The sequence below is a fragment of the Streptococcus sp. IMAU 99161 genome, assembly GCF_014435245.1.
Taxonomy (GTDB): Bacteria; Bacillota; Bacilli; order Lactobacillales; family Streptococcaceae; genus Streptococcus; species Streptococcus lactarius.
The window spans coordinates 1-15,127 of sequence record NZ_JAAPAW010000001.1; the positions used below are offsets into that span (position 1 = coordinate 1).

Below are 15,127 nucleotides of genomic sequence, written 5' to 3' on the forward strand. Positions count from 1 at the left end.
GACATACGAAAACTCCCCTTATCGTTTCTAGTGAATTTTTGTTTTTTCACTGTCCACTATAAGGGGAGTATATCAAATCGGTCATTCGTTAGAATTCGATTTGGTCGTCCCACCTCCGCACAGTTGAGTAGGGCTGTAAAAGCTGATGAAATCAGCGTAGTAGAGGCCACTCAACCACTGCGCCTTGCTCGACAACCCAAAGACAATTGAGAGGCTAGGATTTCTGTCCCACCCTCTTTTTTACTTCTCAAAAACTACCTCTTGATGGGCAAAACGTGCCACTTACTGAAAAGCCCTTGTTTTGTTTGTGCCAGCTGTTATAATGGTACTATCAAAACCTTGGGAAAGGAGTTTTATGAAAGTTAGAATCGAATTGGATCCATCTATGGACGAGCCTGAGATCTTGATTCGAGCTCCGCGCTTGACCCCGGAGTTGACCCAGCTGCAAGAGAGAATCCTCGAACAAAAAGTCGCTCCATTAGCCTTCTACAAGGATCGAAGTGAGTATTTTCTAGATGTGGCATCGATCCTCTTTTTTGAGACGGATGGGGAGAAGATTTTTGGGCACACCAAGGACGAGGCCTATGAGGTCAAGCAGAAGCTCTATGAGTTGGAGGAGTTGCTTCCCATCGCCTTTTGTCGGATTTCCAAATCCACCATTGTCAACGCCAAGCAGATCTACTCGTTAGAGAAGTCTTTTTCAGGGACCAGCACGGTCAATTTCTACCAGACCCATAAACAGGTCCACGTATCTAGACGCTACTATCAACTCTTAAAAGAACGACTAAATGAAATGAGGTAATATCATGAGAAAAAAATTAATTGGGGTATTCTTAATCCTTTTAGCAGCCTTGGTGCTCTTACAGGGCTATTTTGTAAAATGGGAAATCAGCATTTGGACCTTGGCTTGGGTCACCTTGCTTGCAGTCCTATCCCTCTCTAGTTTTTTGAAACGCCACTTTGCTTGGGGCTTTATCTATGGACTTTTAGCTCTCTTTTGTCTCAATGGGCAATACCATTTCCTTCCGGTATCCAATTCGGTGGTCATCCTTTCTTCCATACTAGCTGTGATTGGGCTCAACATTTTGTTCAAACCCTCTAAGAAAACAAAAGACCGTCTAGCTTCCTATTCTGCTGGGTCCATGAGTAAGTCTGATGGTAATGACATTGATGTCACTTTTTCAACAGTGACAAAATATCTCAATGACCAACACTTTACCCACGGAAGTGCAGATGTAAGTATGGGAGAAGCTTCGGTTTATTTTGATAATTGCCGGATTGAGGGTCCTTCTGCTCAGTTTGTTGTCGATGTTTCCCTTGGGAGTCTGAGCCTCTATGTACCAAGTGATTGGCGTGTCCATGTTAATGTGGATAATTCCCTATCAGCGATCCAACATCAGGAAAATCCAAGTACTCTCACTAGCAAGGATTTCTACATTACGGGCGATGTTTCCTTAGGAAATCTAGAAATTATCTATGTAGGAGCGAATTCGTTTTCTTAAGTCTGAAATGAAAAACTTTGGCCAAAAGCTTGCCAAGAGAGATTTTTTTTGGTAATATAGTACGGTATGTGGTGCTAGCACATCCGTTATATTAGATCTAATAGGAGGAAACACAGAAATGGCTAAAGTATGTTATTTCACAGGTCGTAAGACTGTATCAGGTAACAACCGTTCACACGCTATGAACCAAACAAAACGTGCCGTAAAACCAAACCTTCAAAAAGTAACTGTCCTTATCGATGGTAAACCTAAAAAAGTTTGGGCTTCAGCTCGTGCATTGAAATCTGGTAAAGTAGAACGCGTTTAATAAAGAAGGAAGGCTGGGCATAAAGTGTTCAGCCTTCGCTTTTTGATAGGAATAGTAGTATGACGCAGTGGTTGATTGGAACTACTCATGTTTGAAACATTCGTACTTCCTAATCAACTGTGCGGGGGTGGAAATACGGACTCTTTTGAACGAATCGGAGTCCTTTCCCACTCCCTTTTCTTTTTCTCTAGAGACAGCTGTCACAGCGGGAGAAGAATAGTCCCTACCCTTTTACAGTTGACCTCTTTTATGGTAAAATAGAATATAAAATACTTTTGAGGTAGAAATGATGACAGTAAAAATCAATACAAAGGACGGTCAAATTGAATTGACTGATGAGGTTATCGCAACTGTTGTAGGCGGTGCCGCTACTGAGATCTTTGGTGTGGTCGGAATGGCCAGCAAAAATGCGATCAAAGATAATTTTCAAGCCCTCTTAGGGAAAGAAAACTTTTCCAAAGGTGTTGTTGTCAAAACAACAGAAGCAGGTGCTATCGCAGTTGATGTTTACACTGTTTTGAGCTATGGAACAAAGATTAGCGAAGTCTCAAAAAATATTCAAGAACGTGTGAAATTTAGTTTGGAAAATCAACTTGGAATCACTACGGATACAGTGAATGTCTATATTCAAAATATCAAAATTGTGGGAGAATAATCGTGGCTAATATTACTACAAGTTTATTTCAAGAAATGGTCCAAGCGGGGGCTACGCGCTTAAATAAACAAGCGGAATATGTAAACTCTTTGAACGTCTTTCCTGTACCAGACGGGGACACAGGGACCAATATGGGAATGACCATCGAAAATGGGGCCAAAGAAGTATCTGACCGTTCTGCTTCAACTGTTGGAGAAGCTGCAGGGATCTTTGCGAAAGGCCTCTTGATGGGAGCACGTGGGAACTCAGGGGTCATCACCTCTCAGTTGTTCCGTGGCTTTTCTCAAAGCGTCAAAGACAAGGATGAATTGGACGGAGCGGCTCTTGCGGCAGCCTTCCAGTCTGGTGTTGAAGTAGCCTATAAAGCCGTTATGAAGCCAGTTGAAGGAACTATTTTGACAGTTTCTCGTGGAGCAGCTATTGGTGCCAAGAAAAAAGCAGAATCTACCAATGATGCGGTAGAAGTTATGCGTGCGGCTCTTGAAGGTGCGAAAACAGCTCTTGCCAAGACCCCAGATATGTTGCCAGTCTTGAAAGAAGTTGGTGTCGTGGACTCTGGTGGTCAAGGTTTGGTCTTCATCTATGAAGGTTTCTTGTCAGCTCTTACAGGCGAATACAGTGCTTCTGAGGACTTTGTGGCCACTCCTGCAAATATGAGTGAAATGATCAATGCGGAGCACCATAAGTCAGTTGCTGGACATGTGGCAACAGAAGACATCAAGTTTGGTTACTGTACAGAAATCATGGTTGCCTTGAAACAAGGCCCAACTTACGTTAAAGACTTTGATTATGATGAATTCCGTAACTATTTGAACAATCTTGGGGATTCCTTATTAGTGGTGAATGACGATGAGATTGTCAAAGTTCACGTCCATACAGAAGATCCAGGTCTTGTCATGCAAGAAGGTCTTAAATACGGAAGCTTGGTCAAAGTAAAAGTCGACAACATGCGTAACCAACACGAAGCGCAAGTTGAAAAAGAAGAGCGTCAAGCCAAACCAGTTGAAGAAAAAGAATATGCGATTATTGCTGTTGCAGCAGGTGATGGCTTAGCAGATATTTTCAAGGCACAGGGCGTAGACTACATCATCTCAGGTGGTCAAACCATGAACCCATCAACGGAAGATTTCGTCAAAGCTGTTGAAGGCTTGAATGCACGCAACATCATTATCTTGCCAAACAACAAAAACATCTTGATGGCTGCTCAATCTGCAGCAGAAGTGATTGATCAACCTGCAGCAGTTGTAGAGACCAAGACAATTCCTCAAGGATTAACCAGTCTTCTTGCCTTTGATGAAAGTAAGTCTATCGAAGAAAACTATGAACGCATGAGCGCTGTATTGGCGGATGTTGTTTCTGGTAGCGTAACGACTGCTGTTCGGGATACCACTATTGATGGTCTTGAAATCCACGAAAATGATAACCTCGGTATGGTAGATGGTAAGATTGTCGTTTCAAATCCAGACATGATGGAAACCTTGGAAGAAACCTTCGCTCACATGTTGGACGAAGACAGTGAAATTGTGACCATCTATGTTGGTAAAGAGGGGAGTGAGGAAGTGGCAAACGAATTGGCCCAAAGCCTCGCAGAAAAATACGAAGACGTAGAAGTGGAAATCCACCAAGGTGGCCAACCCGTTTACCCATACTTGTTTAGTGTAGAATAAATGAACAGAAGGTTCCGAAAGGGACCTTTTTATGTGCATAAATGTTTGTCTAAAACAGAGTTTTCAATGAAGAGAATCCCTGCGGATGATACTTCTTCCTGCATTTGATGAGGGAAGAGAACATGGATTTAAAGCAAAACGAAGGTTGAAAGTGGGAGAAAAGTATGTGAATTTTTTTAAAAAATGAAAAGGTTGAAATGAGTGGAAAAAGGTTTGAGTGATGGAGTTTTTAGACAAGAAAGACGCGATATGTTATACTGGTATTAGTATGTGAAAGGAGAGTTATAAAAATGAAGAAATTTTTTGTAACCCTTGGGCTAGCCATTTTGGTATTGACTGGTTGTTCGCAATCCCAAACAAAGAAAACTACAGCCGCTAGCTCATCTAGCAGTTCCACTGTTAAAAAAGAAGTAAAAAATGAAGAAAAAACCACAACCTTAGTAGGAGATATCCATGGGACCAAGCACCGCGATATCATTCACTCAAAAGGAGATAAGGTTGAAAACCTTCGCATTGAAGTAACCGCAGACCTACCTCAACAGCTCGGAGCAATTGCGGCAGAAAAGTCTCCAGAAGAGCTGACAGCTGCTATTCAGGCTTTGCTAGAGCAAAATGAGGACTATAAAAAGCTGAAAACAGTTCCAGGTTTTAGTTTGGAGTATAGTGTCACACCAGAGAAGAAATTGCTCTCAACTAGTGTGATTGACCTCAACAAAATTGATGCTAAATCTCTCGAGCAAATTTCCTACTTCAAAGATGCCGGTCTCAATGATTTGAAAAACATGAAGGCAGATGCCTTGGTGAAAGCCTTGAAATTGCATGGCATGAAAGAAGAAGGTCAGTAAGAAGACAAAAAAAGTCGAGTAAAGTCACTCGGCTTTTTTTAGTGACATTTGTCATGTGAGCCAGTGACAAAATCATCTAGTGGCATTTTTTGTCTTTCGCTATAATAAAGTCAGAAAGTAAGAGGAAAGAAAAATGAAACAATGGTTATTTAAGGTGTTTACGTTGACAGTGGTTGGGATGGTCGTTTATTTGATTTTTTCGAAGGATGATAGTCTCTATTACCATTTCCCTTGGGAATTATTTGCGGGGATAGGCATCGTGAGCTGGGCAACTCAAGAAGGGCTGAAGCTCGTTAAAGAGGTCAAAAAGGAGTTTGAAAAATGAATAAGAAACTAGAAATTGGCTGGATGTTTGCTTTTTGTATGGTCCTCTGGCTAACTGAACAGATGACGGGTTGGTTTTTTGCTCATTTTCCTAGCTGGTTTTTTCAAACGGTTTGGGGAGTTGTCTTGGTTGTCTTTGTCATCATTCCAGCTGGACAGATCTGGTTGAAAGGAGAGCATCATGAGTGTCATTAGAGTTGAGAACTTGAAAAAAAGCATCAAAGGAAAGGTGATTCTAGAAGGTCTTTCTTTTGCGGTTGAACGAGGAGACTGTTTAGCCTTGATTGGGCCAAACGGGGCAGGGAAAACGACCTTGATGAATTGTCTGCTGGGAGATATGAAAGCGACTTCTGGAATCATTGAAGTAGATGGGAAGTCTCCTGGTCATCCTCGATTAAAGGCTAGTGTGTCTTATCTCCCTCAAGAGAATGCCATCGTGCAAAAGTTAACCGTGCAGGAGCTGATCAACTTCTTTCGCTCCATTTATCCTAATCCCTTAACGATCAATGAAATCGATGATCTATTGCGTTTTACTCCGGAACAAAAGAAGCAATTAGCCAGTAAGTTGTCTGGTGGGCAAAAACGCCTTCTATCCTTTGTGTTGACCTTGATTGGTCGTCCGTCTCTTCTGTTTTTGGATGAGCCAACGGCTGCTATGGATACGTCCACTCGCCAACGCTTTTGGGAGATTGTTAGGGATTTAAAAGATCAAGGTGTGACCATTGTCTATTCTTCCCATTACATCGAGGAAGTAGAGCATACGGCTGATCGGATCCTGGTCTTGCATCAGGGACATTTGCTTCGGGATACGACACCACTCGCTATGAGAAGTGAAGAGGTAGAAAAACATTTTACCCTGCCCTTACGCTACCAATCTCTAGTGGTAGGGATGGACGGGATTGGTCAAGTGACGGTCAAACCCGATGCCCTTCAAGTTGTGACAGGTGATGCCAATCGCTTGTGGAGGCGATTGCAAGAAGAAGGATGTTCGATCCAAGAGATCGAAGTGACCAATCGAAGTTTATTGGATTCTATTTTTGAAAATACAAAGGAAGTAGGTAGAGAAGATGAAGCGCATGAAAGCTCTCGGCGTAGTTGAGTGGCATTTGACCAGTCGCCAAGCCATTTATTATTTATTATCAATAGGGATGCCCACGGCCTTTTATCTCTTCTTTTCAGGGATGTACCAGGACACACCCGGGGCGCCCGCTCACTTTATGAGGGATTATCTCCTCTCCATGACGGCTTTTTCCATGATGTCTACGGCTCTATTTTCCTTTCCAACGGTTCTTGAAACTGATCGACTCAACAATTGGCAAAAAGTCTTGCGCCATACCCCGGTATCTATGGTAGAATATTATTTAATAAAGGTTGTGGGGCTCTTTGTAGACTTTCTCCTATCCATTGGGGTCGTCTTTACTGTGGGTCATGTAGTGCGGCATGTGAACATGTCCTTACAGGATTGGGTCTTAGCAGCCTTCCTTCTCATCCTAGGAAGTCTAGCTTTTGTAGCTATCGGTCTGGTCTTGACCCTGCTTCCTTCCAGTCAATTGATGTCGGTTGCGGGCAATCTCCTCTATATGGGACTGGCTGTCATGGGTGGCCTATGGATGCCGATTAGTGTCTTTCCAGAATGGATGCAAGCGATTGGCAAATGTCTGCCAACCTATCAATTGATGGAACTGATCAAGACCTTTTTAAATAAGGGGCAGGTCAATGGCTTTGCTAGTCTCTATTTAACCTTGTTTACCCTGGTCTTGTTTACCCTTGTCATCGTCTATCGTCGTCATTCTGAGGTTCGTGCATGATTGAAAAACTCAAGCATATTCACCATATGTTTTACGTAGGCCTAATCTTTATGGCCTTTCCTTTTGCTACTATTTTATTTGGGCAAATTCCTTACTGGCATTTCTTTTTAGCTTTCTTTTTTATGGTGAGTTATCTGGGAATCCTCATTACGGAAAATAAGATACTGACCTGGTTTTTTTGGCTCTATCTTTTGGCTTATATAGGCGGAAATACCTTTTATATTGGCACTGGCTTTTGTTGGTTTTACTATTATCTAAGTAATATTTTAGTCTATCGTTTTGAAGTCAGCAATTTTCGTTCCCCCTTTCTTTGGACGGCCTTTCTATCACAACTGATCCTGTTGGGAGCCTTGTTATTTAATAGATATATGGGAGAAAATGATTGGCTTTTTGTACTGATTATTTGCTTGTTCATCGCGATTATGACCTTTAGTATGGTCCGGAATCGGATGATGGAAGAGTTGAAAGCTGACCATGCCAAGCAAAATGCCCAGATCAATCTCTTGCTGGCTGAAAACGAACGCCATCGGATTGGCCGCGATCTACACGACAGTCTGGGACACACCTTTGCCATGCTGAGTGTTAAGGCAGATCTGGCCGATCAATTCTTAGCATTGGGTCAGGTTGAGAAGGCGCAGGAGCAGGTACAAGAAATTCAAGCCATTAGCCAAGAGTCCATGCACCAAGTCCGAGAGATTGTGGAGAACTTGAAACAGCGAACCCTGGCAAGAGAGTTAGAAACTGTCCAGCAAATGTTAGAAGTGGCGCAAGTCAAAGTGGAGATTCAAAATGAGCTCGACACAGCTAGTATCTCGCCGATCCTAGAGTCTGCTCTGGCCATGGTATCTCTGGAATTAGCCACCAATATGATCAAACATGCCAAAGCGACAGAGGCCCATCTCTCTTATCACTCCACCGAAACAGGGGTGGAAATGGTCGCAGAAGACAATGGCATCGGTTTTGCCAAAGTCTCCGACAAGGACCTGCACTCGATCCGGGAACGACTTGAATTGCTAGGAGGAGAGCTGGTGATCAGTCATCGTAAAAACCCAACTCGAATAGAATTAACCATCCCTTATCAAGAAAGGAAATAAGATGCGCTTATTAGTTGCTGAAGACCAAAGTATGTTGCGAGATGCTCTCTGCCAGCTCTTGCTTTTGCAAGAGGACGTGGAAAAAGTCTTACAGGCTGGAGATGGCCAAGAGGCGATTCAATTGCTGGAAAATCAGTCAGTAGATATTGCTATTTTAGATGTGGAAATGCCAATCCGTACAGGTCTTGAGGTTCTTGAATGGGCCAAGAGCCACCAACCCCAGCTCAAGGTTGTCATTGTTACCACCTTTAAGCGGCCCGGTTACTTTGAGCGGGCTCTCAAGGCTGGAGTCGATGCCTATGTCTTAAAAGAACGTCGCATTACGGACTTGATGGGGACCTTGCATACAGTTTTGGCAGGGCAAAAAGAATATTCTCCTGAATTAATGGAAACCATTCTGACCCAACCCAATCCCTTGAGCTCGCAGGAGCAAGCAGTCTTAAGAGAGGTGGCTAAGGGGGCTTCCAATCAAGAAATTGCAGATCATTTATACCTGTCAAATGGAACCATCCGCAATTATATGTCAGCCATTCTGACCAAGTTGGATGCAGAGAACCGGACCGAGGCGGCCAAGATCGCCCAAGAAAAAGGATGGCTATAAGGAGGCTAGGAACGGGGCAAATGGACGAAACATTGATACATCAAAATTAAAACTGCATGACGCGGTGCTTCATTGCTCATAGGTGTTAGGAGTGGGACTTTTTTAAGTTTCCCACTCCCTTTTTTGTAGAAATACTTTGTTTTTTTAGGGATTTTCTCATGATTCGGATTTGAATAGAAAATTCAGAAAATTTGCTATTTTTTCTTGAAATATTTTTTAAAAATGGTATCATAGAAACATGCTATTTTGAAATACAAAGTATTGGAAAGGAGCGACATGGAGAAAATTACCTTAGAAACTGCAAAGACTGGTTCTGAACTCGTACTTGAAACCCTGCGTGACCTGGGCATTGATACGATTTTTGGTTATCCAGGTGGAGCAGTCCTACCTTTGTACGATGCGATTTATTGTTTTAAAGGGATTCAGCATATCTTGGGCCGTCATGAACAAGGGTGCTTGCATGAGGCTGAAGGCTACGCCAAATCGACTGGAAAGCTGGGTGTCGCAGTCGTCACTAGTGGACCGGGGGCTACCAATGCCATTACAGGGATTGCAGACGCGATGAGTGATAGTGTTCCCTTGCTGGTCTTTACGGGGCAAGTCAATCGCGCTGGTATCGGGAAAGATGCTTTTCAAGAAGCAGACATCGTAGGAATTACCATGCCGATTACCAAGTACAATTATCAAGTTCGGGAGACGGCAGATATTCCCCGGATCATCACAGAAGCTATTCACATTGCAACGACAGGTCGTCCAGGTCCGGTTGTCATTGACCTTCCAAAAGATGTCTCTGCTTTAGAGACGGACTTCATCTATGATCCAACTGTGAAGCTTCCTAGCTATCAGCCAACGGTAGAGCCCAATGAATTGCAGATCAAAAAGATCTTGAAGCAATTGAGCAAGGCGAAAAAACCGGTTCTTCTTGCTGGTGGTGGGGTCAGTTACGCTGAAGCAGCAAAAGACTTGATAGCTCTAGCAGAACGCTATCAGATCCCGGTTGTGACCAGCCTTTTGGGTCAAGGAACCATCGCAACTAGCCACCCACTATTTTTGGGGATGGGTGGGATGCACGGCTCTTTTGCAGCCAATATTGCCATGACAGAGGCTGATTTTATGATCAGTATCGGTTGCCGCTTTGATGACCGTTTGACCGGTAATCCCAAGACCTTTGCGAAGAAGGCGAAAGTAGCGCATATTGATATCGATCCAGCAGAAATCGGTAAGATTATTGCAGTAGATATTCCAGTTGTTGGTGATGCGAAAAAAGCCTTGCAAATGCTTTTAGCTGAACCGACCGTTCATAACAATACTGAAAAATGGATTGAAAAGGTCACAAAAGATAAGAACCGTGTTCGTTCCTATGATAAGAAAGAACGGGTTGTTCAACCGCAAGCGGTGATTGAACGCATTGGAGAGTTGACCAAAGGGGATGCCATTGTCGTCACAGACGTTGGGCAACACCAAATGTGGACAGCTCAGTACTATCCATACCAAAATGAACGTCAATTGGTGACGTCAGGTGGACTTGGAACCATGGGATTCGGTGTTCCTGCAGCGATCGGAGCGAAAATCGCCAATCCAGAGAAAGAAGTTGTTCTCTTTGTTGGGGATGGTGGTTTCCAAATGACCAACCAGGAATTGGCCATCTTAAATATCTACAAGGTTCCAATCAAGGTGGTCATGCTCAACAACCATTCACTTGGGATGGTCCGCCAATGGCAGGAAGCCTTCTATGATGGAAGAACGTCCGAGTCGGTCTTTGATAGTCTCCCAGATTTCCAATTGATGGCACAAGCTTACGGCATTAAAAATTATAAATTTGATGATCCTGATAGTTTGGACAAGGATTTGGAAGTGATCACTGAGAATGTACCGATGTTTATCGAAGTCGATATTTCTCGGAAAGAGCACGTCTTACCGATGGTACCAGCTGGTAAGAGTAACCACGAGATGTTGGGGGTGAAGTTTAATGCGTAGAATGTTAACAGCCAAACTTCAAAACCGCTCAGGGGTTCTGAACCGTTTCACAGGCGTCCTATCAAGACGTCAAGTCAATATCGAAAGCATTTCTGTTGGCGCAACAGAAGATCCCAACGTATCGCGGATTACCATTATTATTGATGTTGTTTCCCACGATGAAGTAGAGCAAATCATCAAACAGCTTAACCGTCAGGTCGATGTCATCCGTGTACGGGATATCACTGATAAACCGCACTTAGAGCGTGAAGTGATCTTGGTGAAAGTTTCTGCACCTGCTGAGAAGCGGGCAGAGATCTTAGCCATTATTCAACCTTTCCGTGCCACCGTGGTCGATGTAGCTCCAAGCTCGATCACCGTTCAAATGACGGGAAATGCTGAAAAGAGTGAAGCCCTTATCCGGGTTATTCGTCCTTACGGCATCAAAAATATCGCCCGTACCGGTGCAACCGGATTTACTCGAGATTAATTCTCATCAGAAAATTGTTACCCTCGCCTAAAAAGGCAAAATAAAATAGAAAAGAGATTTTACTTATGGCAGTTCAAATGGAATACGAAAAAGATGTTAAAGTTGCAGCATTAGACGGCAAGAAAATCGCCGTGATCGGTTATGGTTCACAAGGCCATGCCCACGCACAAAACTTGCGTGATTCAGGTCATGATGTCATCATCGGTGTGCGTCCTGGTAAATCATTCGATAAAGCAAAAGAAGATGGTTTTGAAGCTTATCCAGTAGCAGAAGCAACTAAATTGGCAGATATCATCATGGTCTTGGCACCTGATGAAATCCAAAAAGATATCTACAAAGATGAAATTGCTCCAAACTTGAGTGCTGGAAAAGCTATCGGATTTGCTCATGGTTTCAACATCCACTTTGGTTACATCAAAGCTCCTGAAGACGTTGATGTCTTCATGGTTGCACCAAAAGGACCAGGTCATTTGGTACGTCGTACTTACACTGAAGGATTTGGTGTACCAGCACTTTATGCTGTCTACCAAGACGCTACTGGTCATGCGAAAGACATCGCAATGGACTGGGCAAAAGGTGTTGGTGCAGCTCGTGTCGGTCTTCTTTCAACAACCTTCAAAGAAGAAACAGAAGAAGATTTGTTTGGGGAACAAGCCGTTCTTATGGGTGGTTTGACGAGCTTGATCGAAGCTGGATTTGAAGTATTGACAGAAGCAGGTTATGCACCTGAATTGGCTTACTTCGAAGTACTTCATGAAATGAAATTGATCGTTGACTTGATCTACGAAGGTGGCTTCAAGAAAATGCGTCAATCATGCTCAAATACTGCAGAATTTGGTGACTTTGTAACTGGACCACGTGTCATTGGCCCAGAAGTCAAAGAAAACATGAAAGCTGCCCTTGCTGATATCCAATCTGGTAAATTTGCACGTGAATTCGTTGAAGACCACGATGCTGGATTCCCACGTTTGAAAGCCTTCCGTAAACAAGCTGAAGAGCTTGAAATCGAAAAAGTTGGTGCTGAATTGCGTAAAGCAATGCCATTCGTTGGTCAAAACGACGATGACGCCTTCAAAATCTACAACTAATTGTCTGTAGAAAACAAGCAAGTTGGGACGGCCTAGCTTGCTTTTTTGATCAATACACTGCAACAGAGGTATAACATGATAACAGCAAAAGATGTGGCCAAGGCCCATAAAATATTAAATGGAGTCGTGGTCAATACGCCCCTAGAATTCGACCATTATTTATCAGAAAAGTATGGGGCAAAAATTTATTTGAAAAAAGAGAATGCCCAGCGTGTTCGTTCCTTCAAGATTCGTGGAGCCTATTACGCAATCTCTCAACTCTCAAAAGAAGAACGTGAGCGTGGGGTGGTGTGTGCTTCAGCGGGGAACCATGCCCAAGGTGTGGCCTACACCTGTAATGAAATGAAGATCCCAGCGACTATCTTTATGCCCATTACCACACCTCAACAAAAAATCGGGCAAGTCCGCTTCTTCGGTGGGGACTATGTAACGATCAAGTTAGTAGGAGATACGTTTGATGCTTCTGCTAAGGCGGCTCAGGAGTTTACTCTTGCCGAAAAACGGACCTTTATCGACCCCTTTGATGATCCAAATGTACAAGCTGGTCAAGGAACAGTGGCCTACGAAATCCTTGAGGAAGCTCGAAAAGAATCTATTGCCTTTGATACCGTTCTTGTTCCTGTAGGTGGGGGTGGCCTTATTTCGGGTGTGTCTACCTACATCAAAGAAACAGAGCCAAAAATTGAAGTGATTGGTGTAGAGGCTGAAGGAGCGCGCTCCATGAAGGCTGCTTTTGAAGCTGGTGGCCCCGTCAAATTGCCAGAAATTGATAAGTTTGCAGATGGGATTGCAGTGCAAAAAGTCGGGCAATTGACTTATGAAGTGACCCGTCAGCATGTGGAAACCTTGATTGGCGTTGATGAAGGCTTAATTTCAGAGACCTTGATTGATCTCTATTCCAAGCAAGGAATTGTCGCTGAACCAGCAGGTGCGGCAAGTGTCGCTGCACTAGAGATCCTGCGCGAATACATCAAGGGTAAAACCATCTGTTGTATCATCTCAGGTGGAAATAATGATATCAACCGCATGCCTGAAATGGAAGAACGTGCCCTGATCTACGATGGGGTCAAACACTACTTTATTGTTAATTTCCCACAACGGCCAGGAGCTCTTCGTGAGTTCGTAAATGACATCCTAGGACCAAATGATGATATCACCCGGTTCGAATATATCAAGCGTGCTAGCAAGGGAACTGGCCCTGTCTTAATTGGGGTAACCTTGGCCAATAAGCATGACTATGCAGGTTTGGTTAACCGTATTGAACGATTTGATCCATCCTTTATCAACTTGAATGGGAATGAAACCCTCTATAATATGCTGGTCTGAGTATCATGCAGAGATAATCGACTATTTAAGCAATATATTTTAAGGGAATAGATTGCTTTTTTTCTAGTAGTTGTGATATGATATGCATACATGAAAAGGAGGAATTTAAAATGCCTGGATTTTTTATTTTTATTTTATTCTTACTGCTGGTAGCTGGGCTCATCGTTATTAGCTCGCTATATGTGGTGAAGCAACAATCGGTTGCGATTATCGAACGTTTCGGTCGCTATGAAAAAATTAGTAATAGTGGGATTCATATGCGGGCCCCATTTGGAATTGACAAGATTGCAGCACGCGTCCAACTCCGTCTCTTGCAAAGTGAGATCATTGTCGAAACCAAGACTCAAGACAACGTATTTGTTACCATGAATGTGGCTACTCAATACCGTGTGAATGAAAATAATGTGACGGATGCCTACTACAAACTCATGCGTCCAGAAGCTCAAATCAAGTCTTATATCGAAGATGCGCTTCGCTCATCTGTTCCAAAATTAACCTTGGATGAACTCTTTGAGAAAAAAGATGAAATCGCCCTTGAAGTTCAAAGACAGGTAGCAGAAGAAATGTCAACCTATGGTTACATTATTGTGAAAACCCTGATCACCAAAGTTGAGCCAGATGCCGAAGTCAAACAATCCATGAACGAGATCAATGCGGCGCAACGGAAACGCGTAGCTGCTCAAGAATTGGCAGAAGCTGATAAGATTAAGATCGTCACAGCTGCCGAAGCAGAAGCAGAAAAAGATCGCTTGCATGGGGTCGGGATCGCTGAACAACGGAAGGCAATTGTCGATGGTTTAGCAGATTCCATTAAAGAGTTAAAAGGAGCGAACGTAGATTTGACCGAAGAACAAATCATGTCCATTCTTTTGACCAACCAATATTTGGATACACTAAATAATTTTGCAGACAAAGAAGGAAATAATACGATTTTCCTTCCAGCTAACCCAGATGGAGTCGAAAACATTCGTACTCAAATATTATCAGCCCTGAAAGCAAAGTAAAAATCTTCTCATTTTTTAAAAAAGGTTCGTATTTTCAGCGATTTTAGTTGACAAAATGTGCAAAAAAATTTATATTAGTTATTGGAAATAATAATATAGGAGAAAGATCATGGCTAAATCGAACTTTGAAAAAGTAGAATCAGTTGTCAGTTGGGTGCGGGATAAAAAGATTACAGGGTATCGAATCAGTAAAGAAACGAATGCTCGTGAAATGTCAATTATTGCCTTGGCGCAAGGCCGTGCAAAGGTGAAAAACATTTCATTTGAAACTGCACTTGGATTGATTGATTTTTATGATAAAAATCATCAAAAATTCGAAGATTAATTTGTTGTTCCAATTGAAAGTCCGAGAGGTTGATCTCGGGCTTTTTCTGTGCCTGAAAAGAAAAAAGAGAGTGGGACAGAAATCGGTCATTCGTTAGAATTCGATTTCGTCGTCCCACCTCCGCACAGTTGAGTA

At 42.9% G+C, this 15,127-nt stretch carries 18 protein-coding genes; all 18 read left to right on the forward strand.

What is annotated here, in order from left to right:
• Positions 1-355: 355 nt before the first annotated feature.
• Entirely contained in the window at positions 356-802 is a 447-nt protein-coding gene (locus HA044_RS00005; RefSeq protein WP_003004160.1) for a LytTR family DNA-binding domain-containing protein, read from the forward strand.
• A gap of 4 nt (positions 803-806) precedes the next feature.
• Positions 807-1,502, forward strand: coding sequence for a LiaF transmembrane domain-containing protein (locus HA044_RS00010; RefSeq protein WP_187538066.1), 696 nt, complete (start codon positions 807-809; stop codon positions 1,500-1,502).
• A 118-nt stretch (positions 1,503-1,620) separates the two neighbouring features.
• Positions 1,621-1,809, forward strand: a complete 189-nt coding sequence (gene rpmB / locus HA044_RS00015) for a 50S ribosomal protein L28 (protein WP_001140948.1) — start codon at positions 1,621-1,623, stop codon at positions 1,807-1,809.
• A 289-nt stretch (positions 1,810-2,098) separates the two neighbouring features.
• Entirely contained in the window at positions 2,099-2,464 is a 366-nt protein-coding gene (locus tag HA044_RS00020) for an Asp23/Gls24 family envelope stress response protein (protein ID WP_187538136.1), read from the forward strand.
• Between the two features lie 2 nt (positions 2,465-2,466).
• Positions 2,467-4,131: a DAK2 domain-containing protein gene (locus HA044_RS00025; RefSeq protein ID WP_187538067.1), complete on the forward strand. Its 1,665-nt coding sequence runs from the start codon at positions 2,467-2,469 to the stop codon at positions 4,129-4,131.
• A gap of 290 nt (positions 4,132-4,421) precedes the next feature.
• A complete protein-coding gene (locus HA044_RS00030) occupies positions 4,422-4,976 on the forward strand; it encodes an SP0191 family lipoprotein (RefSeq protein WP_187538069.1) in 555 nt (184 codons plus the stop codon).
• A gap of 133 nt (positions 4,977-5,109) precedes the next feature.
• Entirely contained in the window at positions 5,110-5,301 is a 192-nt protein-coding gene (locus tag HA044_RS00035; RefSeq protein ID WP_187538071.1) for a hypothetical protein, read from the forward strand.
• Positions 5,298-5,495 carry a hypothetical protein gene (locus HA044_RS00040; protein ID WP_187538073.1) on the forward strand — a complete coding sequence of 66 codons (198 nt, stop codon included), beginning with the start codon at positions 5,298-5,300 and terminating at the stop codon, positions 5,493-5,495. Before HA044_RS00035 ends, HA044_RS00040 begins: the two co-directional genes overlap by 4 nt.
• Positions 5,482-6,399 (forward strand): ABC transporter ATP-binding protein, encoded by a 918-nt coding sequence (locus tag HA044_RS00045; protein ID WP_187538075.1) that lies wholly within the window; start codon positions 5,482-5,484, stop codon positions 6,397-6,399. Before HA044_RS00040 ends, HA044_RS00045 begins: the two co-directional genes overlap by 14 nt.
• The gene (locus HA044_RS00050; protein WP_187538077.1) at positions 6,368-7,108 is read left to right on the forward strand and encodes an ABC transporter permease; all 741 of its coding nucleotides are present in this window, start codon (positions 6,368-6,370) and stop codon (positions 7,106-7,108) included. The genes HA044_RS00045 and HA044_RS00050 overlap by 32 nt, the downstream gene beginning before the upstream one ends.
• Positions 7,105-8,202, forward strand: a complete 1,098-nt coding sequence (locus HA044_RS00055; protein WP_187538079.1) for a sensor histidine kinase — start codon at positions 7,105-7,107, stop codon at positions 8,200-8,202. The genes HA044_RS00050 and HA044_RS00055 overlap by 4 nt, the downstream gene beginning before the upstream one ends.
• A 1-nt stretch (position 8,203) precedes the next feature.
• Positions 8,204-8,803, forward strand: coding sequence for a response regulator transcription factor (locus HA044_RS00060; protein WP_187538081.1), 600 nt, complete (start codon positions 8,204-8,206; stop codon positions 8,801-8,803).
• A gap of 276 nt (positions 8,804-9,079) precedes the next feature.
• The gene (locus HA044_RS00065; protein WP_187538083.1) at positions 9,080-10,780 is read left to right on the forward strand and encodes an acetolactate synthase large subunit; all 1,701 of its coding nucleotides are present in this window, start codon (positions 9,080-9,082) and stop codon (positions 10,778-10,780) included.
• Positions 10,773-11,249 carry an acetolactate synthase small subunit gene (gene ilvN / locus HA044_RS00070; protein ID WP_187538092.1) on the forward strand — a complete coding sequence of 159 codons (477 nt, stop codon included), beginning with the start codon at positions 10,773-10,775 and terminating at the stop codon, positions 11,247-11,249. The genes HA044_RS00065 and ilvN overlap by 8 nt, the downstream gene beginning before the upstream one ends.
• A 65-nt stretch (positions 11,250-11,314) precedes the next feature.
• Positions 11,315-12,337 carry a ketol-acid reductoisomerase gene (gene ilvC / locus HA044_RS00075; protein ID WP_187538094.1) on the forward strand — a complete coding sequence of 341 codons (1,023 nt, stop codon included), beginning with the start codon at positions 11,315-11,317 and terminating at the stop codon, positions 12,335-12,337.
• Between the two features lie 75 nt (positions 12,338-12,412).
• Positions 12,413-13,663, forward strand: a complete 1,251-nt coding sequence (gene ilvA / locus HA044_RS00080; protein ID WP_187538096.1) for a threonine ammonia-lyase IlvA — start codon at positions 12,413-12,415, stop codon at positions 13,661-13,663.
• A gap of 110 nt (positions 13,664-13,773) precedes the next feature.
• Positions 13,774-14,667: an SPFH domain-containing protein gene (locus HA044_RS00085; protein WP_187538099.1), complete on the forward strand. Its 894-nt coding sequence runs from the start codon at positions 13,774-13,776 to the stop codon at positions 14,665-14,667.
• Between the two features lie 109 nt (positions 14,668-14,776).
• Positions 14,777-14,992 carry a hypothetical protein gene (locus HA044_RS00090; RefSeq protein WP_187538101.1) on the forward strand — a complete coding sequence of 72 codons (216 nt, stop codon included), beginning with the start codon at positions 14,777-14,779 and terminating at the stop codon, positions 14,990-14,992.
• Positions 14,993-15,127 lie beyond the last annotated feature (135 nt).